This is a genomic window from Vibrio tasmaniensis, from assembly GCF_024347635.1.
In the GTDB taxonomy this organism is placed as follows: Bacteria; Pseudomonadota; Gammaproteobacteria; order Enterobacterales; family Vibrionaceae; genus Vibrio; species Vibrio tasmaniensis.
In genome coordinates this window covers 2038292-2058911 of the sequence record NZ_AP025510.1, presented here as the reverse complement: position 1 = coordinate 2058911, position 20620 = coordinate 2038292, and the positions used below count along the sequence as shown (strand labels likewise).

Genomic DNA, 20620 nt, shown 5'->3' with positions numbered 1-20620 from the left:
AAGCGTTAGACGGAGTAATTTAAATGGCTATTACACGAAGAAGTTTTCTTAAAGGTGTAGCAACAACAAGCGCAGCGTCTGTGATTGGTCCAAGCTTATTGGCGTCGACAGCAAATGCAGCAGAAACAACAGGAACTTGGAAAGTATCAGGTTCTCACTGGGGCGCATTCCGCGCCCACATCTACGCGGGTAAAGTTCAAGAAATTAAACCTCTTGAGAGCGACACTAACCCAACAGATATGATTAACGGCATTAAAGGGATTATTTACAGCCCTTCACGTGTTCGTTACCCAATGGTTCGCCTAGATTGGTTGAAGAAGCACAAGTACAGCGGAGAAACGCGCGGTAATAACCGTTTCATCCGTGTGACTTGGGATGAAGCATTAGACTTGTTCTACCGTGAATTAGAACGCGTACAAAAAGATTACGGTCCTTGGGCGCTTCATGCGGGTCAAACTGGCTGGCGTCAAACGGGTCAATTCCATAGCTGTACTAGCCACATGCAACGCGCAGTGGGTATGCACGGTAACTTCATCACCAAAGTAGGGGACTACTCTACAGGTGCTGGCCAAACAATTTTGCCATACGTTCTAGGTTCAACAGAGGTGTACGCTCAAGGTACGTCTTGGTCTGAAATCTTAGAAAACGCTGACAACATTGTACTTTGGGCGAACGATCCCGTTAAAAATCTGCAAGTAGGTTGGAACTGTGAGACTCACCAGTCTTTCCCATACCTAGAGCAGCTAAAAGAAAAAGTAGCGAAAGGTGAAATCAACGTTCTTTCTGTTGACCCAGTAAAAAACAAAACACAGCGTTACTTGAACAATGACCACATGTACATTAACCCACAAACTGATGTGGCGTTCATGTTGGCCGTTGCTCATACACTGTACACAGAAGATCTACATGACAAGAAGTTCATTGAAACTTACTGTCTAGGCTTTGATGATTTCATCCAATACGTAATGGGTGAAACCAAAGACAAAGTTGTTAAGACTCCTGAATGGGCTGAGGAAATTTGTGGTGTAGACGCCGATAAGATCCGTGAGTTCTCACGTATGCTTGTGAACGGTCGTACTCAAATTTTGATGGGCTGGTGTATCCAGCGTCAAGAGCACGGTGAGCAACCATACTGGGCGGCAGCGGTTGTTGCAGCTATGGTTGGTCAAATTGGCCTACCTGGTGGTGGTATCTCTTACGGTCACCACTACTCTGGTATCGGTGTGCCTTCGACTGGTTTTGCTGCGCCGGGTGGCTTCCCACGTAACGTGGACACAGGTCAAAAACCTAAATGGGACAACAACGACTTCAATGGCTACAGCAAGACTATTCCTGTTGCTCGTTGGGTTGATTGTATTCTTGAACCGGGTAAAGAGATCCGATACAACGGCTCTAAAGTGACACTGCCTGATTACAAGATGATGGTTATCTCTGGTAATAACCCTTGGCACCACCACCAAGATCGTAACCGTATGAAGAAAGCGTTCCGCAAACTTCAAACTGTTGTGACAATTGAATTCGCTTGGACAGCAACATGTCGTTTCTCTGACATCGTACTGCCAGCTTGTACTCAATTTGAGCGTAACGATATTGATGTATACGGTTCGTACTCAGGTAAAGGCCTGATTGCAATGCACCGTCTAGTGGATCCTCTGTTCCAGTCTAAAACTGATTTCGATATCTTTACTGAGCTATCGCGTCGCTTTGGTCGTAACGAAGAATATACACGCGGCATGGACGAAATGGAGTGGGTTCGCTCGCTTTACGAAGACTGTCGTAACGCAAACAAAGGCAAGTTCGATATGCCTGAGTTTGATAAGTTCTGGGAACAGGGCGTACTAGACTTTGGTGAAGGTAAACCTTGGGTTCGCCATGCTGATTTCCGTGAAGACCCAGAGATCAATGCATTAGGTACACCTTCAGGTTTCATCGAAATCTCTAGCCGTACTATCGATCGAATGGGCTATGAACACTGTCAAGGCCACCCAATGTGGTTTGAGAAGACAGAACGTTCTCATGGTGGTCCTGGCTCTAAGAAGCACCCATTTTGGTTGCAATCTTGTCACCCAGATAAGCGTTTGCACTCACAAATGTGTGAATCAGAAGAGTTCCGTGCTACCTATACTGTTCAAGGTCGTGAGCCTGTTTACATCAACCCGATTGATGCAAAAGAGAAAGGCATTAAAGATGGCGATTTAGTTCGCGTATTCAATGACCGTGGACAACTTATGGCTGGTGCAGTGTTGAGCGATAGCTTCCCTCGCGGTGTTATTCGTATTGAAGAAGGTGCTTGGTACGGCCCTCTAAACGAGAAAGACGGTGCTATCTGTACATACGGCGATCCAAACACGCTAACTCTTGATGTAGGCTCTTCTGAACTTGCTCAAGCTACATCTGCGCATACTTGTATCGCTGATTTTGAGAAGTTCACTGGCAAAGTTCCACCAGTAACATCATTTGGTGGTCCGATCGAAGTTGCTTAAGTCTCGTACTTAAGAATTAAGATTAAAGCTTGAATTAAAGCCCCTGTAAGTACTCTTACAGGGGCTTTTTGTTTTTCTGGTGTACTGTCCTTAGATTTCTAACAAGACTTTGTCAGAGAACTGCTGGAGGTGTTGTGAGAAGGGATGTCACGTGTCGCTCGAGCTCAACTGTAGAAGTAATGCCGTAAGGAATGAAAGGCCAAAAGAATCTGTTGTAGGACTTAGATCGACGCAAACAAAAAGGCCGATACAAAGTATCGACCTAATAGAAACCTATGGAATTGAATCAGCTTGAGTTAAACCTCGAACATAAACCAATAACCGTATGCACAGATTAATGCGGGTATGCCTGAATATAATGTGGCCACAAGAGCCGCTTTAGGTGCCATTGCGATGGCTGGGAATAAAGCGTCACCATCATTGGATATTGCGTTACCGACCTGAGCTGAAAGTGGCAGTGCACCTGAAAGGTAAAGGCTAGTTACCAACAATTGCGGACCACACCCCGGTAGTAAACCCATCAACACACCCGCCAGGGGGAGCATCATGCCCCAGCTTGAGAATAGCGTCGCAAAATCGACATTTGCAAGCACAGAGCCAAATTCGAAGAACAGAAAAGCGACCACCACCCATGCTGTGACAAAGTTTGTATCTTGAGCGGTTTTTTGTAGTGGGTGAGAACCTAGACATTTATCATCTTCACTTACCGCCGATTTGTAATCCTCAATTTCACGAGTAAGACCCCACAAAAACATCGAGCTGATCAGCAGAATCGTTCCCGTCCATTCCATGAACATTTCAGGCAGTGAGAGCAACTGGTTTACATCGACTTGAAAAGAACCAAGTAGAGCAACCGCAGCTCCCGGAATAATAAGCACTGACCACAGGTAACCCTGAAGATTTATCGCTTTTTTAGAGACAGGGTTTTGATCTTGAGGTTGTGAGGCACAGCTTTTTTCTGCTTCATTTTTCTCTGCCTGTTTCGGGCGTAAAAAGTCGTCTGCGTGAAACAAGTTTATGATTCGTCCTGAGGCGGTACCCACGATTACACCCATCGCCATCATGGCTAAACCTGTTTTGGGTTCGCTAGCAATTAACAGGAAGGCCGCGTCACCCATGGTTGAGACGAGCACGGCAACAACCGCACCAAATCCGAGTTTGCCTGAAATAAATTGTGTGGTGACCACAATCGCACCCCCACAGCCTGGCAATGCCCCCATTAGCGCGGCGAATACAACTTGGTTCGAACGAGATTGATGGACGAGCTTATTGAAGACGTTGTCTTTGTTGATGTATAGACTCAGCCAGTGGTAAATCGCCAAGGTTAGCGCAACGTAACATGACACTGCCCAGAAGGCGTCAGACAAGGTCGTTACTGTCAATTCTCGAGTGGCAGGCGCTGCAACTAGGGCCGCAAGTGAGATAGGTAAAAGTAGGCGCTTAAAAGACAGTGAAAACTGAGTCGTTTTCGCAGCGCTGCTGCTTGGCAAAAAAGAGATTAGTCGATCCATAAATGTCACTCAAAATTTGTGTATTAAGATAATCATATACGAATGATAATAATTATCAATTGCATTCGTTGTTTTTTTATCTTTTGTTACCAATGGCTAAACCCACGAAACATGACCAATCTAAAAAAATGAGGTAAAGTATGCCTAATAAAGAGAGACTCTAAAGGTAGAGTCATAATTGTTAGTGTAATAGGAAGAAACATGATTTTAGTTGTTGGTCACAAAAACCCTGATAGTGACAGTATTTGTAGTGCGTTAGTTGCAACTGAGCTTCTTAAAGCTCGTGGCGAGGAAGCGACACCAATTCGCCAAGGCGAGATCAACCGCGAAACTCAACACATTCTAGAAGTGGCTGGCGCTGAGTCTCCAGAGCTTCGTACTTCTGTTGCTGGTGAGAAAATCTGGCTAGTAGATTACTCAGATCTTGCACAAGCACCAGACGATGTAGCTGATGCTGAGATCGTAGGTATTGTTGATCATCACCGTCTAGGCGACGTGATGACAGTTAACCCTATGGAAGCTTGGATCTGGCCTGTTGGCTGTACAAACACAGTACTTTTCAACATGTTCAAGATTGAAGGTCACGCTATCTCTCAACAAATTGCTAAACTGATGATGTCTGCAATTCTTTCAGACACAGTGGGTTTTGCTTCTCCAACATGTACTCAAAAAGACAAAGACGCGGTTGCTGAGCTTGCTGAAATCGCTGGTGTGACTGACGTTGATGCATTCATCAAAGCGCTTCTAATCGCTAAGACAAACATCGAAGGCCTATCTGCTGCACAACTAGTAGAAAAAGACCTTAAAGGCTACCCGTTCAACGGTCGTGATGTTGTTGTTGGTCAAGTTGAGCTTGCGACTCTTGAGCAAGTAGACGGCATGATCGAAGCTCTAGAAGCTGATCTTGAAGCGCGTTGTGAGAAAGATGGTCTAGCGTTCGCTGCAGTAATGCTAACAGACATCACTACTGCGCAGACTCGTCTTCTATACAAAGGTGAGTGGGCTGATAAGCTGGTTAAATTCGAGAAAGACGGTGTATTGATGATGGAAAATACATTGAGCCGTAAGAAGCAAGGTTGGCCTTGGCTTCAGGGCGAGCTTGTTTAATCAAGTCGCTTAATTATAAACGCCTGCTTATCTAGCAGGCGTTTTTCTTTGAAGTAGACTTTCTTCTTCATCGATAATGTTTGAAGTTAAAAACACTCGGCGTAAAATAGCTTTAAGAACAAAGTTACTGACTAAAGTAGGAAATTGAGATGACTACACAGCTAGACGATAAAAAAATCGCTGAAATCAATAAGTATACGGGTGAGCAACGCCTGAAGTACTGTGTGAAAGAAATCGTAGCGAACCGTGAAGTATGGATCTTAACCGATGAACACGGTTGTGTAATGCTGAACACAGAAGATGAAGACTGTGTTCCTGTATGGCCAAATCAAGAGTTTGCGGAGTCTTGGGCGACGGGTGATTGGTCTGAGTGTAAAGCGGAGTCTATTTCACTAAACAAATGGCATAGCCGTTGGACTAACGGTCTAGAAGACGACGAGCTTGCCGTTGTTGTGTTCCCGAACGAACAGGAAGAAGGTGTTATCTTGTTCCCGGATGAGTTCGACTTCGAATTGAAAAAGCAGGCTGCTAAGCGCTAATACTTTTTTGTTCAAGTAACGTAATAACGCAGTAACACAGCAACATCGTAATTCAGCGTTGCCTTTTGAGGCAGCGCTATATTCCTACTGCTCCCGTCTAAGCTATTTTCAACGTATTTTCGTTAGTACCCAATCAATTGATACAAGGGTGCTTGTTGAGCGGCTTTAGAAGCTTGCTGAAGTACATCTGTTTTGCTGTATCTCTTCAATATCTTTTGAACAATGGGCTTTGCTTCTGCTTCGGTCATTCCAACCTTTAATTCCGGTTCATACAGTAGTTTTAGCAGCACCACATCTAGTGGTGATAATAAGTCTTCAGGCGTGTAGTCATTGAATATAGAAGGGTAGGCTTTGTCTGAGTCATTGGGTAACCCAAGTACCTGTGTGATTTCTTCAACAATACATGCGACCAGCTTACCTCGCGATCTTGCTTGATCAACTGGAATAATAACCCCTGCGTAAACAATCTCACCTGTAGAATTGGTTCGATAACCCGCAGTGCAAATAGCATTATCTAAATGCTGAGTTGATCTGAGTTTGAGTATCGATTTCGCTTCAGATACCCACTGACTCTGCTTTGTGTATATCCATTTCACGTTCGCTTCAGACTCTTTTTTTACAATTGTTATAGGGTGCTGGGTGACTTCGGACAAATGTTGAATGTGCAGTTCCGTGAGCTCCTGATGCAGCTCTTCATCACCCACTCGATGATCAACCCATACCTTGATAGGCTGTTTCCATTTTGCGAGTGGCTTATTGCCTTGCGAATATTCGTGTTGAAGTGCGACGTGATAAAAGGTTGTTTCGACGAAGGTTCTATCTAGCCAGGTAAGAGGTGTGCTCGCTGCGTTAAAGGACAGCAGCGCCAACAAGAGGGAAAGCATTGAAGCGGTTGGTAACATATCTTTCCCCTTGCTGAATATCGCGCGATCACAGCTTAATGGTTTGGTGCTTTATAGAAATGGCTCTCAACTAACCTTTGTGTGATTTGGTGAGTCGGGTTGGTCAGGACTTCATGCGTTTCGCCACTTTCAACCACATTGCCTTCGTGCATGACGATGATCTTATCGGTGATGTGTTTAACAATGCCGATGTGTTGAGAAACATAAACGAATGATACGCCCATCTCTTCTTGAAGTTCTAAGAACAGATTGATGATTTGCGAACGCATCGCCATATCCAAACCATTCAACGCTTCATCAGCAACAATAATGGAAGGCTGAAGTATCAACGCACGAGCCAAACAAACTCTTTGCTTCTGGCCTGCGGCAAGCATCTGAGGATAGAAGTAAGCATGTTCTGGTAAAAGCCCAACACGTAACAATGTGTCCTTCACGCGGCGCATACGAGCTTCTGGTGGCATGTTGGTGTTTCGCTTCAATGGCCCTTCAAGGATTCGACCAATCTGGATGCGCGGGTTTAGCGAGGTGTTCGGATCTTGGAAGATCATTCGAATCAGTTTACAGCGAGTTGAGTAGTCTTTGTGTTCTAGCTTTTCGCCGTTTACTCGGATCTCACCCGCTGTTGGCTCTACCATACCCGCTAACATTCTTGCCAATGTTGATTTTCCTGAACCATTCTGACCGATAAAACCAATCGTCTGCCCCGCTTCAAGGGAAAAGCTAACCGGTTTCACTGCCTGGTGAATCTTTTTACGGAAAAGACCAGAGCGAGTCGTAAAGTCTTTAGATAAATCACTGACTTCTAATAATGCACTCATGATTTCTTTTTCTTCTCCATATTCAGCGGGAAATGGCAGTTAAATTTGTGGGTCTTTATGCGTTTGGTATATGGTATTTCGACACACTGTCTTTGCGCGTATGGACAACGAGGACCCAGTCGACAACCAATCGGAAGGTGCTGCAGCGGCGGAATTGAGCCTGGTAAAGATTGCAATTTTTCTTTATGGGGAATCCAGTCATTAAAGTCGGGCATCGCTTTTAACAGTGCGACAGTGTAAGGGTGCTTTGGTACATCCAATAGTTTTGCCGTATCTGCTGACTCAACCGACTGACCGCAGTACATCACCGTGATTCTTGTTGCCCATTGAGTTATGGTCGTTAAATCGTGCCCGATGAGAAGAATCGTCGTGTTATGTAGTTGATTCATTCGGCTCAATAAGCGCAATATTTGAGATTGCGTGATCGGGTCTAAATCGTTGGTTGGCTCATCGGCTATTAGTACTTTTGGCTTGGCAGCAATCGCCATGGCGATCATGACTTTTTGACACTCACCATCCGTTAGCTCATAAGAGTAACTATCCATTAGGTGAGAGTGATTTTTGATACCCACTTTATGCAGTAATGCTATTGCTTGCTTTTTTCGCCACTTAAACCTTTGCCACCATCGGCCTTCAAATGAACGCGAAGGGATCGCCTCTATCAGCTGTCGTCCCACTTTTTCGGAAGGGTCAAGACACGTCGATGGTTCTTGGAAGATCATCGCGATATCGCGAGCGATCACACGGCGTCGTTCTTTGGGCGTCAGTTGTAGCAGGTCGATATTACCTAGGCGCATTCGGTCGGCAGACACTTTCCAGTTTTCTTTGCAAACACCAACGATCGCTTTTGCAACCAAGCTCTTACCAGAACCTGATTCACCTACTAAGCCACGAATTTCACCCTCATTGAGGGTAATACTCATTCGGTCCACGGCTTTAACCATCCCTTGAGGGGTCTCAATCTCGATAGTTAGATGTCGAATATCAAGTAACGGCATTATTCGATTCCTGCATTTAGCGCTTGGCGAACACCTTCACCGACGAGGTTAATCACGATCACTGTAAACATAATGGCTAAGCCGGGTAGGGTGACTGTCCATGGCGCAAGGTAAATTAACTCTACAGAGTCACCCAAAATTGAGCCCCATTCAGTACTCGGCGCTTGAGCGCCAAGCCCCAAGAAACCCAAAGCCGTGATATCAAGAATAGCGACTGACAATGCCAGTGTAATTTCAAGTGCCACCACGGTAAGAATATTAGGAAGGATTGAATTCCATAACAGGTAGAAGTCATTCGCACCATCGAGGCGCGAAGCTAAAATATAGTCTTTTTCTACCTCAGCGTGCACGGCAATGTACACCGAACGAATAAAGCGCGGAATCAATGCCAAACACAAGGCAAGCAAGATATTAAACTCGCCAAAGCCAAGAAACGCCACGAAGATAATCGCGAGTAGTAGCGACGGAATCGACATAACGGTATCAAGCAGGTGGTTTAGCGTACTTGATAGCAACCCACGAGTCATACCCGCAAGTACACCAATCAGACAACCAATCACGGCAGCGATAAAGGTAATCACGACTGCGGCACCAAACGTCAGTTGAGAGCCAATAATCAGACGGGATAGAATATCTCGCCCTAAATCATCAGTACCTAGAAAATATTCAACTGTTCCAGAAGGATCCCAAGAGGGAGGCGTTAATAGGTGGCCCGTTTGCTCTTGAGCATCATGCGGTGCTAACCATGGTGAAGTGATAGTGATCAGAATGATCAATACCAAACACCACAGGCCAAACATAGCGAGATTATTGCCACGAAAGCTGCGCCAGAAACGCTCGAACTGGGTTGGAATCTGTTCTTCTTGGTAGACGTTATTTGTTAGCATACCATTCCTTCCTTACCAGAGGATTGACCATCGCGCCCAGTAGATCAGACAGTATATTCGCGGTCAAAACCAAGGTTGCCACCACAATTACGCCAGCTTGAATAGAAACGTAATCTTGATTAGATAATGCATCCAGTAACCAGCGGCCAATGCCCGGCCAGTTAAAGATAGACTCGGTGATGATCGCGAGCGTTAACATACTGGAGAGTTGAACGCCGACCTTAGGAATAATCGGTGGTATTGCATTTCTTAATACGTGTTGAGTGACGATCTCTCTTGTTGAAAGACCTTTGATTCGTGCTGCGCGGATGTAGTTTTGAGCCATCACTTCGGCTACGGATGCTCTCATGAGTCGGATAACCTGAGTTGTTGGAGCGAGCGCCAAAACAAGACAAGGTAACGCCATGTGGTCGATTACGCTCTGTAGGGCGTGTGCTCGATAGTTACCTTCGGCAAAAAAGGCATCAATCATCGCGAAACCAGTGACGTGTTCAATTTCGTAAAGTAGATCGTATCGCCCCCCAACAGGGAACATCTCAAAGTGCAATGAAAACACCATGATCATTAGTAATGCGACCCAAAATATAGGTGCTGAGTAACCTGCCATTGAAGTAAACGATATGGTGGTATCAACAAACTTGCCTTGTCTCATACCAGCAATTGTGCCGAAAGGGATGCCGATAAACAGTGCGAGTAAAAAAGCAAAGAAGCACAGTTCTAACGTCGCAGGGAATACCACGGCCAACTCATCGATGATAGGCACGCCGTGTTTGCTCAGGCCGAAGTTCAGTGTCGACAATTCCGCTATATAGCTAAGCCAACCGGGCCAAAAATCTTGAATAGCCCAAGGTGAGGTTTGATCCAGTCGGAGTAACGAAAAGCCGACGATAGTTAGGATCGCAAGCGTGATAACGAAGAGGTTGATACGTCTTAATGTATACCAAAACATCAGCGCACCTCTCTTCTTACTTGGTCAAAAGGTTGAGCATTAAAAGGGCTGTGTTTAAAACCCGTTAGCGAACGATCGTGCACGCGGAATTGCACGCCATGCGCAAGAGGGATCACAGGAACTTCTTCATTGAGAATGTTTTGGGCTTGTCGATATAAGTTAACACGGTGCCTTTGTTGATTGATTTCTAATGCCAAGTCGAGAAGGAAATCAAAGTCTGAGTTGCACCACATAGAGACGTTTAATCCTGCGCGTTCTGAGCTACATGAGAGAAGTGGACGTAAGAAGTTGTCTGGGTCGCCCGTACTGCCAATCCAACCTGTGAGTAACAAATCTGTTGAGGAAATTGAAGACAGCTGTGTTCGGTCAAATCGGTCGTCGGTATAGAGTTTCAATTCAATACCAATATCAGCCAAGTTTGCTTGGATCAGTTCTGCCGTTTTTCTTGGACTTGGATTGTATGCGCGTGGCTCTAGTGGCACCCACATTGAAAGCTCTAACCCCGGTTCTACACCGGCCTCTCTAAGAAGTGCGATCGCGTAGTTTCGATCATAGCGAACTTGAACGCTGTCTTTTTGATAAGCCCAAGAAGTAGGGGGAAGTAACGTGTAGGCTTTTGTACCGGTACCGTAGTACACAGAATCAAGAATATTCTGACGATTGATAGCCAAGTTCAGTGCTTTACGCACTCGTGAGTCACGCAGTGCTGGATGCTCAGTGTTAAGCGCGATGAAAGAGACATTGACTGCAGGCGTGGCGGAAATCTTCAACTCTTCATGTGCTTGAATAATAGGGATCTGACTCGAAATCGGTGAGTTCAACACGTCACACTCACTGCGTAGAAGTTTGGCAAGTGTTCCTGTTCCACGTTGTGATGTATCAAACACTACTTGGTCCATTTGTACGGCACCTTTCCAGTAATGCTTGTTTTTTTTCAAGCGTACAAGATCGTTGATTTGGTATTCATCTAAGTAGAAAGGGCCGGTGCCAACGGGCTTGGAGTCCATTTCATTTTTCTCATCCGTAGCAATGAGCTTGTTGGCATATTCTTTAGAATGAATGACCGCATAGCTGGTGGCGATATTGTTGAGGAATGAATTGTCTGGACGACTTAATTGGAATTTCACCGTTAGGTCATCGACCGCCGTGATTTCAACAATCAGGTTTTGAAAGTCGATGCCTGCGAACCATGGATATAAACCGCCGCCCACATAATGAAACGGGTTTGAACTATCAATGATACGTTCAAAACTAAAGACTACATCCTGTGCATTCATACTGCGGGTTGGGGTAAACCAATCTGTGGTTTGAAACGCAACATTAGGGCGCAGCTTGAAAGTGTACTCTGTACCTGATTTATCGACAGACCAGCTTGTTGCCAAGTTCTGTTTTGGTCGGTAAGTCATAGGATCAAGAGTGAGCAGGGTATCGAAAATTTGAGGGCTCAGTGATTCTGAGGTAATGCCACTATCAACCAATTGTGGATTGAAGGTACTAGGATTACCTTGGCCGCAATAAATGAAGCCTTTTTCACGGATTTGCTCGTGAGTGACACTCTCACCACATCCAGCTAAAAAGCTCAGCGTGCAGATGCTCAGTGATAGTCTTATTAGTGCTTTCATAAAAAGAAATACTTTTCGAAACGAGGCGTTAGAGGAGCCTCAAGATCCGGACAATTTAACATTTTATTTATTCGGCTCCAAATAATAATCAAGTGTGGATAGCTATTTATCGTTTGCTTGTCCGACAATCGAGTACTTCCTCACCATTCCTCGTAATTGGTTGTAGGTTAATCCAAGTAATTCAGCGGCTTGTTTCTGGTTATACTTACTCTGTTTTAGGGCTTGATTGAGTAGCTTGATGTCTTGTTGTTCTTGCCATGCTTTGTAATCAAGCGGCAAAGAAAACGAGTGCTCTAATGAAGTATGGCTGTTAGACGGCTCATTGTCAGTTTCGTGCGCGGAATCTTGCTCTGTTTTCCATGCGGGTTTAAATGGGTTAAACACTAAAGATTCAACAGGATATGGGTTTTTTCCGTGTTGATAGATAGCACGCTCAATGACGTTTTTGAGTTCTCGCACATTTCCCGGCCAAGAATAATCCAATAGTGCTTCAACAGCAGCTGGAGCAAAACCGACAAACAGATCCAACTCTAATTCTCGACACATCTTAATCGCGTAGTATTCTGCTAGCAGCGTGATGTCTTCTTTTCGCTCGCGAAGAGGAGGAATAGTAATGACGTCAAACGCCAATCTATCTAATAAATCGGCTCTAAATTCGCCCTTTAACGCCATGTCTGGCAAGTCGGCATTAGTCGCACACACCAGTCTTACATTGGCACTTAGCGCCTTTTGTCCACCGACACGTTCATATTGCCCGTATTCAATAACACGTAACAGCTTCTCTTGAACAGCAAGGGGAGTGGTCGCCAGCTCATCTAAGAATAAAGTCCCACCTTCAGCCCTTTCAAAGCGACCTTGATGACGCCCTTTCGAACCCGTAAAGGAGCCAGATTCATGACCAAACAGCTCTGAATCAATTAATCCTTCACTGAGTGTTGAGCAGTTCAGTGAGATTAAGGGTTGATCCCAGCGCCTTGAAAGGTAATGCAACCTTTGAGCGATTAGCTCTTTACCCGTACCGCGTTCACCAATGATCAGAATCGGTCTTTCGATTGGCGCGAGTTGAGACACCTTATCCAAAACAGAGAGAAAGCTAGGGGATTCACCAATGAGGTTCTGCTGCATAACGGGTCCTTGTATGGTCTGATTTCCAATGGACGTGAATTAGAGAGCTTTATTTAAATCACTTGATGTAAATAGCATTAATCACGGTGCCGTAGTGGTGAAAAATACCAATACTTGGCTAAATTCATCATAGCATGGTTGGGGTTAATCACCATTTTATTGTAAGTGTTTGATAATAAATGGCTTAAAAGTTGGCATGCTACTTGGATTACTTATGGTAGGTTTAACAACAAACGTAGATTTTTGAGCAAGTGGATTGAAAAATCGAAAAACGATTTAAAACCTATTTGCCACTATTGCAATTAAGGAGTTTCTTATGGGTATTTTTTCTCGCTTTGCAGACATTGTAAATTCAAACATCAGTGCACTATTAGATAAGGCTGAAGATCCTGAAAAGATGATTCGCCTCATTATTCAAGAAATGGAAGACACGCTGGTTGAGGTTCGTACCAATTCAGCGAAAGCCATTGCAGACAAAAAAGAGCTAGCGCGTAAAGTTGAAGCTATCGAAACTCAGATTTTAGATTGGCAAAATAAAGCGACACTAGCTCTAACTAAACAACGTGAAGATTTGGCTAGAGCGGCACTAATCGAAAAGCAAAAACTGGAAGACATCATCAAGAGCCTTCATACCGAGCAAACCTTGGTTCATGAAACCATCGAAAAGCTAACCAGTGAGATCGGCAAGCTTGAAACCAAAATCGCCGAGACTCGCGCAAAGCAACAAGCATTAATGATTCGTAATAATGCGGCGAGCAATCGTCGTGATGTTCAAAAACACTTGCACTCAAGCAAAACCAACGAAGCAATGGCGAAGTTTGAACAATTCTCGCGTAAAGTGGATGAATTAGAAGCTGAAGCGGACGTTTACGCTAAAACGGGTAACGCAAAATCTCTAGACCAAGAGTTTGCTGAGCTACAAGCTCAAGATGAAATTGAAAAAGAGCTGGCGAAACTGAAGCAACAAGTTGAAAACCGCGATAAATAATTTAGGAGTTGTCTATGTCAACATTTCTAGTTGCAGGTCCACTGATTGTCTTTTTGATCTTCGTGGCACCGCTATGGTTATTCTTACATTACCGCAGCAAGAAGAAATCCAGTAATGGTCTTTCAGAAACAGATCTTGAGCGCTTGCATAAGCTTTCTGAGCAAGCAGAATCGATGCAAGACCGTGTAAAAACGCTAGAAAAAATACTGGATTCGGAGTCGCCTAACTGGAGACGAAACTATGAGTAGAGAACTTTATCGCGATCCGATTAACGGTAAATTGTCTGGCGTGTGTGCGGGGTTAGCGAACTACTTTGGCCTTGAAGTGTGGTTGGTTCGCATCTTGGTTATCTCGGCGGCACTGCTTGGTGGTAGTTTCTTGGTGTTGTTAGCGTATTTAGCTTTGACATTCATGCTGGAAAAACAGCCACCTCAGTATGTCGATCAGATGAAAGCCAAACAAGAGCACACGCTGAAGCAAAAACCGTGGGAAAAAGGTCAAACGGCAGAGTCTTTATTGGGCACTTTAGAGGGTGATTTCCAGAAGTTAGAGACCAGTGTACGTAATATGGAAGCTTATGTGACCTCGGACACTTTTAAAGTCAACCGTGCCTTTAAGAACATTTAGTTTCGCGCCCTACCAAACATTAGAGAGCGGCTTAGGATTATGTATCCCAAGCCGTTATTTTTTTTAATAATTTTGTCTAAATAAATCTTACGATAACTGGTAAGTTACATGTGATTAATCTATGTTATAAAAATATTTGTAGATATGGATGATCACTAATGTATAGAGCCTCCGTTGTCCTTTTGACAGCCTTAGCTGGGCTGTCTGGGTGTGGTAAGGAGCTTCCTCCCGTACCTGAACCTGATTCTAGACCCGCCAAACTCTTCACTGTCTCTGTCGGTAATAACGCCTTTGAACGTAGCTTTCCTGCCACCACTGAAGCCGGTGACAAAGCGGTACTTGCATTTCGTGTTCCTGGGCTACTTCAGACTATCGATGTCACATCTGGCCAACAGGTTACCAAAGGTGATGGGCTTGCAACGCTCAACCCTGATGAATATCAGTTGCTAGAGAAGCAAGCGAGAGCCAACTTTAAGCTGGCCGATGTTCAATACCAACGTTCAATTAAGTTGCGTAAAGATCGCGTCGTGTCTGAGCAAGACTTCGATCAAGCGAAAGCGAATTACAATTCTGCCAAAGCGGTGCTTAACCAAGCAAAAGCGAACCTTCGCTATACCACTTTGGTTGCGCCTTACGATGGAACGATTTCCATTATTCCCGCTGAAAACCATGAATACATCGCAGCCAAGCAAGGTGTGATGAATATTCAAACCAATCAAATTCTTAAAGTCGTATTCTTATTGCCCGACCAACTTATTACGCGCTTTTCTTCAGGGTTTGAGACAGATGCAACCATGGTTTTTGATGCTTTCCCTGAAAACTCTTACATTTTAACCTTCCAAGAAGTGGATACAGAAGCCGACCCTACAACAGGCTCGTACAAAGTCACTATGGTAATGGAAAGACCAACTGATGTCGGTATTTTGCCAGGTATGTCTGGCACGGTTAATTTAGTTTCAGCGTTAGCCGCGGCAACCAAAATTCCAACATCAGCAATGATCACCGATGGAGATGATGTCTCTGTGTGGCGTGTGAATAACGACGGTATTGTTGAAAATGTCTCAATCGTCATCGATGAAAAACGTCATATTGTGTCTGGGTTGAACGACGGTGATCGTATTGTGACTTCTGGCGTTAATGGCCTGGAATCGGGCGTTAAAGTTCGAGAGTGGATCAAGGAGAGGGGGCTATAACATGAAAACACTTAAAGTGGCTGCTGGCCTGTCGTGTTTGGCCTTACTGACGGCTTGTGAAGACAAACAAGTCGTAGAAGTGAATAACACACCCTTGGTTAAAGCTATCGAGATTTCAGTCATCGACTTTAGCGATAAACTCTATTTCCCTGCGGTAGCGAACGCTGCTGAGAAAGCTCACCTCAGTTTCCGAGTGGCTGGTGAAATCTTCAAGCTAGATGTGAAAGAAGGTGAACGTGTTTCTAAAGGGGACATCATTGCAGAGCTTGATCCTACCGATTATCAATTGGATGTCGACAATGCTCAGGCGCGTTACACGGTAATCAACAGTCAATACAGACGTTCGAGTCCGCTAGTGAAGAAAGGGCTCTTAGCGAAGTCACAGTTTGATGAAATTGCTGCTCAACGCCAGATCGCTTATGCCGAGTTGGAACTCGCAAAACTGCGCTTGTCGTTCACCAAACTTCGTGCCCCTGTGGATGGGATCATTTCACGTGTCAGTGTCGACCAATATGAAAATATTCAGGTAGGCCAGCAGGTCGTGAACATTCACAGCGTCGAGGATGTTGAAGTCGTTATCCAGTTACCTGACCAAATCTATGTGAACCAACCGAGTGAACAATTGCTTGCGAATATTGAAGCTGTGGTAAGAGTACCCAGTGGCAATGAATATACTGCGGGTATTAAAGAGTTCACTACTGAACCCGATCCAAGCACCGGCACATTCACGGCCACGCTTGTACTACCTATGCCGAAAGATGACCTGATTCTGGACGGTATGGCCGTTGAAGTAACGTCAAATGGACGTGACATCGGATTGGAGCTAAAAGCCGGAGTCCTTATCCCAATTGAAGCGGTGTTTAATGCTGATGGGGATGAGTTAACTAGTCAAGACTCTTATGTGTGGGTGCTTAATGACGACAATACCGTATCTAAACAGCAAGTCGTGTTAGGAAAGGCGAATCAGAAAACATTGCAGATAATCAAAGGATTAGAAATGGGGCAGCATGTCGTTGTTGCAGGCGTATCGCGATTGCGAGATGGGATGACAGTGGAAGTATTGTCTCAGGAGACGAACAATGAGTGAAGTAAATAACAAGCCCCAAGATGACGATCAACAGGGTGATGATCAGATCACAGGTGTTGCTTCTTACTTTATACGTAACAAAGTCATTAGTTGGATGCTGTCCCTGATCTTTCTTATTGGTGGTGTTTCTGCATTCTTCGGTTTGGGGCGTTTAGAAGATCCTGCCTTTACCATCAAAGATGCGATGGTCGTGACCTCTTATCCAGGAGCCACGCCTCAGCAAGTGGAAGAAGAAGTTACCTACCCATTAGAGAAAGCAATTCAACAGCTAACCTATGTTGATGAAGTTAACTCTATCTCTAGCCGTGGCCTGTCTCAGGTTACGGTAACGATGAAGAATAATTACGGCCCTGATGATCTTCCGCAAATTTGGGATGAACTTCGTCGAAAAGTGAATGATCTGAAAGGTCAACTGCCGCCTGGAGTCAATGATCCTCAAGTCATCGATGATTTCGGTGATGTTTACGGTATTTTGTTGGCGGTGACGGGAGATGGCTATAGCTACAAAGAGTTACTGGATTACATTGATTACCTAAGGCGAGAGCTAGAGTTAGTCGATGGCGTCAGTAAAGTCTCAGTTTCAGGTGAGCAGCAAGAGCAAGTGTTCATTGAGATATCGATGAAGCGGATTAGCTCTCTGGGTCTGTCTCCAAATACTGTGTTTAACCTTTTATCGACTCAAAATATTGTATCCAGTGCGGGTGCGGTAAGGATTGGTGACGAGTACATTCGAATTCATCCAACAGGAGAGTTCCAGAATGTTGAACAGCTCGGTGATTTGATTCTTACAGAAGGTGGCGCTCAAGGGCTTATCTATCTAAAAGATGTGGCGAATGTAACTCGTGGTTATGTTGAAGTACCAAGTAACATCATTGGCTATAACGGCAAGCTCGCACTTAACCTTGGTGTCTCTTTTGCGCAAGGTGTGAACGTGGTCGCAGTGGGTGAGGCCTTTGACCGAAGACTTGCCGAGCTGAAATATCAGCAACCCGTTGGTATAGATATATCTGAGGTTTATAACCAACCCAAAGAGGTAGATAAGTCGGTTAGTGGTTTTGTAGTGAGTTTAGGACAAGCGGTTGCGATCGTCATCGTGGTGTTACTGTTCTTCATGGGACTACGATCGGGACTGTTGATTGGCTTGATCTTGCTGTTGACTGTTTTCGGTACCTTCATTTTCATGCAGTACTTCAAAATCGATCTTCAACGTATTTCACTGGGCGCGTTGGTTATTGCCTTAGGGATGCTGGTGGATAATGCCATTGTGGTGGTGGAGGGGATATTGATCGGCACGCAGAAGGGGCGAACCCGGATGCAGGCCGCCACTGATATCGTGACCCAAACTAAATGGCCCCTGCTTGGTGCAACCGTGATTGCAGTCACCGCGTTTGCTCCAATTGGTTTGTCTGAAGATTCAACGGGCGAATACTGTGGCACCTTGTTCACGGTGCTATTGATTTCTTTGATGCTGAGTTGGTTTACTGCCATCTCGCTCACGCCGTTCTTTGCTGACATGTTCTTCAAAGGTCAGAAAGTCGACCCAGATAACGAAGGTAAAGACCCATATAACGGGATGGTTTTTGTTATCTACAAAAACTTCCTTGAGTTCTGTATGAAGCGTGCGTGGTTAACCATGTTTGTGTTGGTGCTTGGTTTAGGCGCGAGCGTTTATGGTTTTGGCTTTGTAAAACAAGCTTTCTTCCCATCTTCAACCACCCCAATGTTCCAAGTCGATGTCTGGATGCCGGAAGGTACGGATATTCGGGCGACCAACACCAAGCTCAAAGTATTGGAAAGTTGGTTAGCAGAGCAGGACGAAGTTGCTCACATCACGACAACAGCGGGTAAAGGTCTGCAACGTTTCATGCTGACTTATGCCCCAGAGAAAAGTTATAGCGCATACGGTGAGATAACGGTTCGTGTTAAAAATTACGAGGTACTTGAAGGCTTGATGCTGCGTTTCCGTGAACACGTAAACGGTCAGTTCCCTGAAATTAATTACAAACTTAAGCAGATCGAATTAGGTCCTGGTGGCGGCGCGAAAATTGAAGCGCGAATTGTGGGTTCTGATCCAACGGTTTTACGTTCAATCGCAGCTCAAGTGATGGATATCATGCGTGCTGACAATGGATCGTTTAACGTCCGTCACGATTGGCGTGAAAGAACTAAGGTTTTAGAGCCTCAGTTCAACGAGAGCCAAGCGCGTCGTTATGGTATTACCAAATCTGATGTGGATGATTTCCTAGCGATGTCTTTCTCTGGTAAATCGATCGGTGTGTACCGTGATGGGACTACTCTAATGCCTATTGTTGCTCGTTTGCCTGAAGATGAACGTGTCGATATACGTAACATCGAAGGCATGAAGATTTGGAGCCCAGCATTAAGTGAATACATCCCGCTACAACAAGTAACATTAGGCTACGAATTGGAATGGGAAGATCCACTGATCATCCGTAAGAACCGTAAGCGTATGCTGACGGTAATGGCGGATCCTGACCTACTGGGTGAAGAGACGGCATCAACTCTACAGAAACGCTTACAACCACAGATCGAAGCGATTGAGATGCCTCCGGGTTACTCATTGGAATGGGGTGGTGAATATGAGTCGTCAGCAGATGCACAAGCGTCACTGTTCACAACTATGCCGTTGGGCTACTTGTTCATGTTCTTAATCACGGTGTTCTTGTTTAACTCAGTGAAAGAGCCTCTGATTGTTTGGTTAACGGTACCACTCGCCTTGATAGGGGTGACGACAGGCTTGCTAGCCTTGAATACACCATTCGGCTTTATGGCGCTGTTGGGCTTCCTGAGTCTATCTGGGATGCTTCTGAAGAACGGTATCGTACTGCTTGATCAAATTGAGATTGAGATGAAGTCAGGTAAAGACCCATATGTAGCGGTTGTTGATGCGGCATTGAGTCGTGTACGTCCGGTATGTATGGCGGCTATCACAACGATTCTCGGTATGATCCCATTGTTACCGGATATCTTCTTCAAACCAATGGCGGTAACCATTATGTTTGGTTTGGGCTTTGCCACCGTACTGACGCTAATTGTGGTACCTGTGCTGTATCGTCTATTCCATAAAATTGAAGTCTCGTAAGGCGAGAGAGTCTTTGAATTAATGCCCCTGTTTAGGGGCATTATCATTTCTGAGTGATTTAAAATAGGTAGCAATAACATGGAAACAAACACTGAAGATAGAACGTGTGCATGGGCACTTAAACACGAACTGGAAAGGGAGTACCACGACGCAGAGTGGGGCGTGCCTGTTTATGATGACCAAGTTCTGTTTGAGTTCATTACCCTAGAAGGCGCTCAGGCGGGTCTTAGTTGGATTACGATACTCAAAAAGCGCGAAGGCTATCGTGCTGCATTTGATCATTACGATCTAAACAAGTTAGCCGAATTGAATGAAGACAATGTGCCACACGTCATAGAGAACTTTGATGTGGTTAAGCACAAAGGCAAGATTGCCTCTGTTTACGGTAATGCTCGAGCAGCGCTTGAACTCCAGAAAGAATTTGGATCTTTATCAAATGCTTTATGGCAATTTGTCGATAACAAGGTTCTTGAAAACCACTGGACAGAGATGGCTCAAGTTCCAGCTTCTACCGAGCAATCTAAAGCGATGAGTAAGTTTTTAAAAAAGAGAGGCTTTAAGTTTGTAGGGGAAACAATCTGTTACGCGTTTATGCAAGCGACAGGCATGGTCAATGACCATTTAGAAGGTTGTCCACACAAATAAAAATGTTATTTCTTGCTGCGAATTAATTGTGTGAAA

18 protein-coding genes are annotated in these 20620 nt (G+C 44.8%); 10 read left to right on the top strand and 8 right to left on the bottom strand.

Translation table 11 applies throughout. The features are described 5' to 3' along the window. Positions 1-23 precede the first annotated feature (23 nt). Entirely contained in the window at positions 24-2483 is a 2460-nt protein-coding gene (gene torA, locus OCV44_RS09240) for a trimethylamine-N-oxide reductase TorA (protein WP_139684535.1), read from the top strand. Positions 2484-2779: 296 nt separating this feature from the next. Here torA and OCV44_RS09235 read toward each other — a convergent pair whose 3' ends face one another. Next, positions 2780-3994: a putative manganese transporter gene (locus OCV44_RS09235; protein ID WP_086049689.1), complete on the bottom strand. Its 1215-nt coding sequence runs from the start codon at positions 3992-3994 to the stop codon at positions 2780-2782. Positions 3995-4195: 201 nt separating this feature from the next. On the opposite strand from OCV44_RS09235, the gene OCV44_RS09230 reads away from it, so the two are divergent. After that, positions 4196-5101 carry a manganese-dependent inorganic pyrophosphatase gene (locus tag OCV44_RS09230; RefSeq protein WP_086049688.1) on the top strand — a complete coding sequence of 302 codons (906 nt, stop codon included), beginning with the start codon at positions 4196-4198 and terminating at the stop codon, positions 5099-5101. Positions 5102-5250: 149 nt separating this feature from the next. Continuing rightward, complete coding sequence (locus OCV44_RS09225; RefSeq protein WP_004734596.1) at positions 5251-5640, top strand: DUF2750 domain-containing protein; 390 nt, start codon at positions 5251-5253, stop codon at positions 5638-5640. A 122-nt stretch (positions 5641-5762) separates the two neighbouring features. Here OCV44_RS09225 and OCV44_RS09220 read toward each other — a convergent pair whose 3' ends face one another. The 7 genes from OCV44_RS09220 to pspF form a co-directional block, all read right to left on the bottom strand. Further along, complete coding sequence (locus OCV44_RS09220; RefSeq protein ID WP_139684536.1) at positions 5763-6542, bottom strand: DUF2927 domain-containing protein; 780 nt, start codon at positions 6540-6542, stop codon at positions 5763-5765. A gap of 35 nt (positions 6543-6577) precedes the next feature. After that, entirely contained in the window at positions 6578-7360 is a 783-nt protein-coding gene (locus OCV44_RS09215) for a peptide ABC transporter ATP-binding protein (RefSeq protein ID WP_086049686.1), read from the bottom strand. Next, entirely contained in the window at positions 7357-8358 is a 1002-nt protein-coding gene (locus tag OCV44_RS09210; protein ID WP_139684537.1) for a peptide ABC transporter ATP-binding protein, read from the bottom strand. Before OCV44_RS09210 ends, OCV44_RS09215 begins: the two co-directional genes overlap by 4 nt. After that, the gene (sapC, locus tag OCV44_RS09205) at positions 8358-9245 is read right to left on the bottom strand and encodes a putrescine export ABC transporter permease SapC (protein ID WP_139684538.1); all 888 of its coding nucleotides are present in this window, start codon (positions 9243-9245) and stop codon (positions 8358-8360) included. The genes OCV44_RS09210 and sapC overlap by 1 nt, the downstream gene beginning before the upstream one ends. Then, a complete protein-coding gene (locus OCV44_RS09200) occupies positions 9232-10194 on the bottom strand; it encodes an ABC transporter permease (RefSeq protein ID WP_086049684.1) in 963 nt (320 codons plus the stop codon). Before OCV44_RS09200 ends, sapC begins: the two co-directional genes overlap by 14 nt. After that, positions 10194-11816 carry an ABC transporter substrate-binding protein SapA gene (gene sapA / locus OCV44_RS09195; protein WP_139684539.1) on the bottom strand — a complete coding sequence of 541 codons (1623 nt, stop codon included), beginning with the start codon at positions 11814-11816 and terminating at the stop codon, positions 10194-10196. Before sapA ends, OCV44_RS09200 begins: the two co-directional genes overlap by 1 nt. Positions 11817-11918: 102 nt before the next feature. Beyond that, positions 11919-12941: a phage shock protein operon transcriptional activator gene (gene pspF / locus OCV44_RS09190; protein WP_139684540.1), complete on the bottom strand. Its 1023-nt coding sequence runs from the start codon at positions 12939-12941 to the stop codon at positions 11919-11921. A 316-nt stretch (positions 12942-13257) separates the two neighbouring features. Between pspF and pspA the strand changes: the two genes are divergently transcribed. The 7 genes from pspA (at position 13258) to OCV44_RS09155 (ending at position 20584) form a co-directional block, all read left to right on the top strand. After that, positions 13258-13929 (top strand): phage shock protein PspA, encoded by a 672-nt coding sequence (gene pspA, locus OCV44_RS09185; protein WP_010440091.1) that lies wholly within the window; start codon positions 13258-13260, stop codon positions 13927-13929. Positions 13930-13943: 14 nt separating this feature from the next. Continuing rightward, positions 13944-14177 carry an envelope stress response membrane protein PspB gene (gene pspB / locus OCV44_RS09180; RefSeq protein WP_139684541.1) on the top strand — a complete coding sequence of 78 codons (234 nt, stop codon included), beginning with the start codon at positions 13944-13946 and terminating at the stop codon, positions 14175-14177. Continuing rightward, the gene (gene pspC / locus OCV44_RS09175; RefSeq protein WP_139684542.1) at positions 14170-14556 is read left to right on the top strand and encodes an envelope stress response membrane protein PspC; all 387 of its coding nucleotides are present in this window, start codon (positions 14170-14172) and stop codon (positions 14554-14556) included. The genes pspB and pspC overlap by 8 nt, the downstream gene beginning before the upstream one ends. A gap of 158 nt (positions 14557-14714) precedes the next feature. Then, positions 14715-15749, top strand: a complete 1035-nt coding sequence (locus tag OCV44_RS09170; RefSeq protein WP_139684543.1) for an efflux RND transporter periplasmic adaptor subunit — start codon at positions 14715-14717, stop codon at positions 15747-15749. A 1-nt stretch (position 15750) separates the two neighbouring features. Then, positions 15751-16836, top strand: coding sequence for an efflux RND transporter periplasmic adaptor subunit (locus OCV44_RS09165; RefSeq protein ID WP_139684544.1), 1086 nt, complete (start codon positions 15751-15753; stop codon positions 16834-16836). Beyond that, entirely contained in the window at positions 16829-19939 is a 3111-nt protein-coding gene (locus OCV44_RS09160) for an efflux RND transporter permease subunit (protein ID WP_139684545.1), read from the top strand. The genes OCV44_RS09165 and OCV44_RS09160 overlap by 8 nt, the downstream gene beginning before the upstream one ends. Before the next feature lie 78 nt (positions 19940-20017). Beyond that, positions 20018-20584: a DNA-3-methyladenine glycosylase I gene (locus OCV44_RS09155; RefSeq protein WP_139684546.1), complete on the top strand. Its 567-nt coding sequence runs from the start codon at positions 20018-20020 to the stop codon at positions 20582-20584. The last annotated feature ends 36 nt before the right edge of the window (positions 20585-20620 follow it).

Coding starts and splice junctions, on each gene's coding strand:
- torA (WP_139684535.1), top strand. CDS start 24: ATGGCTATTACACGAAGAAGTTTTCTTAAAGGTGTAGCAACAACAAGC.
- OCV44_RS09235 (WP_086049689.1), bottom strand. CDS start 3,994: ATGGATCGACTAATCTCTTTTTTGCCAAGCAGCAGCGCTGCGAAAACG.
- OCV44_RS09230 (WP_086049688.1), top strand. CDS start 4,196: ATGATTTTAGTTGTTGGTCACAAAAACCCTGATAGTGACAGTATTTGT.
- OCV44_RS09225 (WP_004734596.1), top strand. CDS start 5,251: ATGACTACACAGCTAGACGATAAAAAAATCGCTGAAATCAATAAGTAT.
- OCV44_RS09220 (WP_139684536.1), bottom strand. CDS start 6,542: ATGTTACCAACCGCTTCAATGCTTTCCCTCTTGTTGGCGCTGCTGTCC.
- OCV44_RS09215 (WP_086049686.1), bottom strand. CDS start 7,360: ATGAGTGCATTATTAGAAGTCAGTGATTTATCTAAAGACTTTACGACT.
- OCV44_RS09210 (WP_139684537.1), bottom strand. CDS start 8,358: ATGCCGTTACTTGATATTCGACATCTAACTATCGAGATTGAGACCCCT.
- sapC (WP_139684538.1), bottom strand. CDS start 9,245: ATGCTAACAAATAACGTCTACCAAGAAGAACAGATTCCAACCCAGTTC.
- OCV44_RS09200 (WP_086049684.1), bottom strand. CDS start 10,194: ATGTTTTGGTATACATTAAGACGTATCAACCTCTTCGTTATCACGCTT.
- sapA (WP_139684539.1), bottom strand. CDS start 11,816: ATGAAAGCACTAATAAGACTATCACTGAGCATCTGCACGCTGAGCTTT.
- pspF (WP_139684540.1), bottom strand. CDS start 12,941: ATGCAGCAGAACCTCATTGGTGAATCCCCTAGCTTTCTCTCTGTTTTG.
- pspA (WP_010440091.1), top strand. CDS start 13,258: ATGGGTATTTTTTCTCGCTTTGCAGACATTGTAAATTCAAACATCAGT.
- pspB (WP_139684541.1), top strand. CDS start 13,944: ATGTCAACATTTCTAGTTGCAGGTCCACTGATTGTCTTTTTGATCTTC.
- pspC (WP_139684542.1), top strand. CDS start 14,170: ATGAGTAGAGAACTTTATCGCGATCCGATTAACGGTAAATTGTCTGGC.
- OCV44_RS09170 (WP_139684543.1), top strand. CDS start 14,715: ATGTATAGAGCCTCCGTTGTCCTTTTGACAGCCTTAGCTGGGCTGTCT.
- OCV44_RS09165 (WP_139684544.1), top strand. CDS start 15,751: ATGAAAACACTTAAAGTGGCTGCTGGCCTGTCGTGTTTGGCCTTACTG.
- OCV44_RS09160 (WP_139684545.1), top strand. CDS start 16,829: ATGAGTGAAGTAAATAACAAGCCCCAAGATGACGATCAACAGGGTGAT.
- OCV44_RS09155 (WP_139684546.1), top strand. CDS start 20,018: ATGGAAACAAACACTGAAGATAGAACGTGTGCATGGGCACTTAAACAC.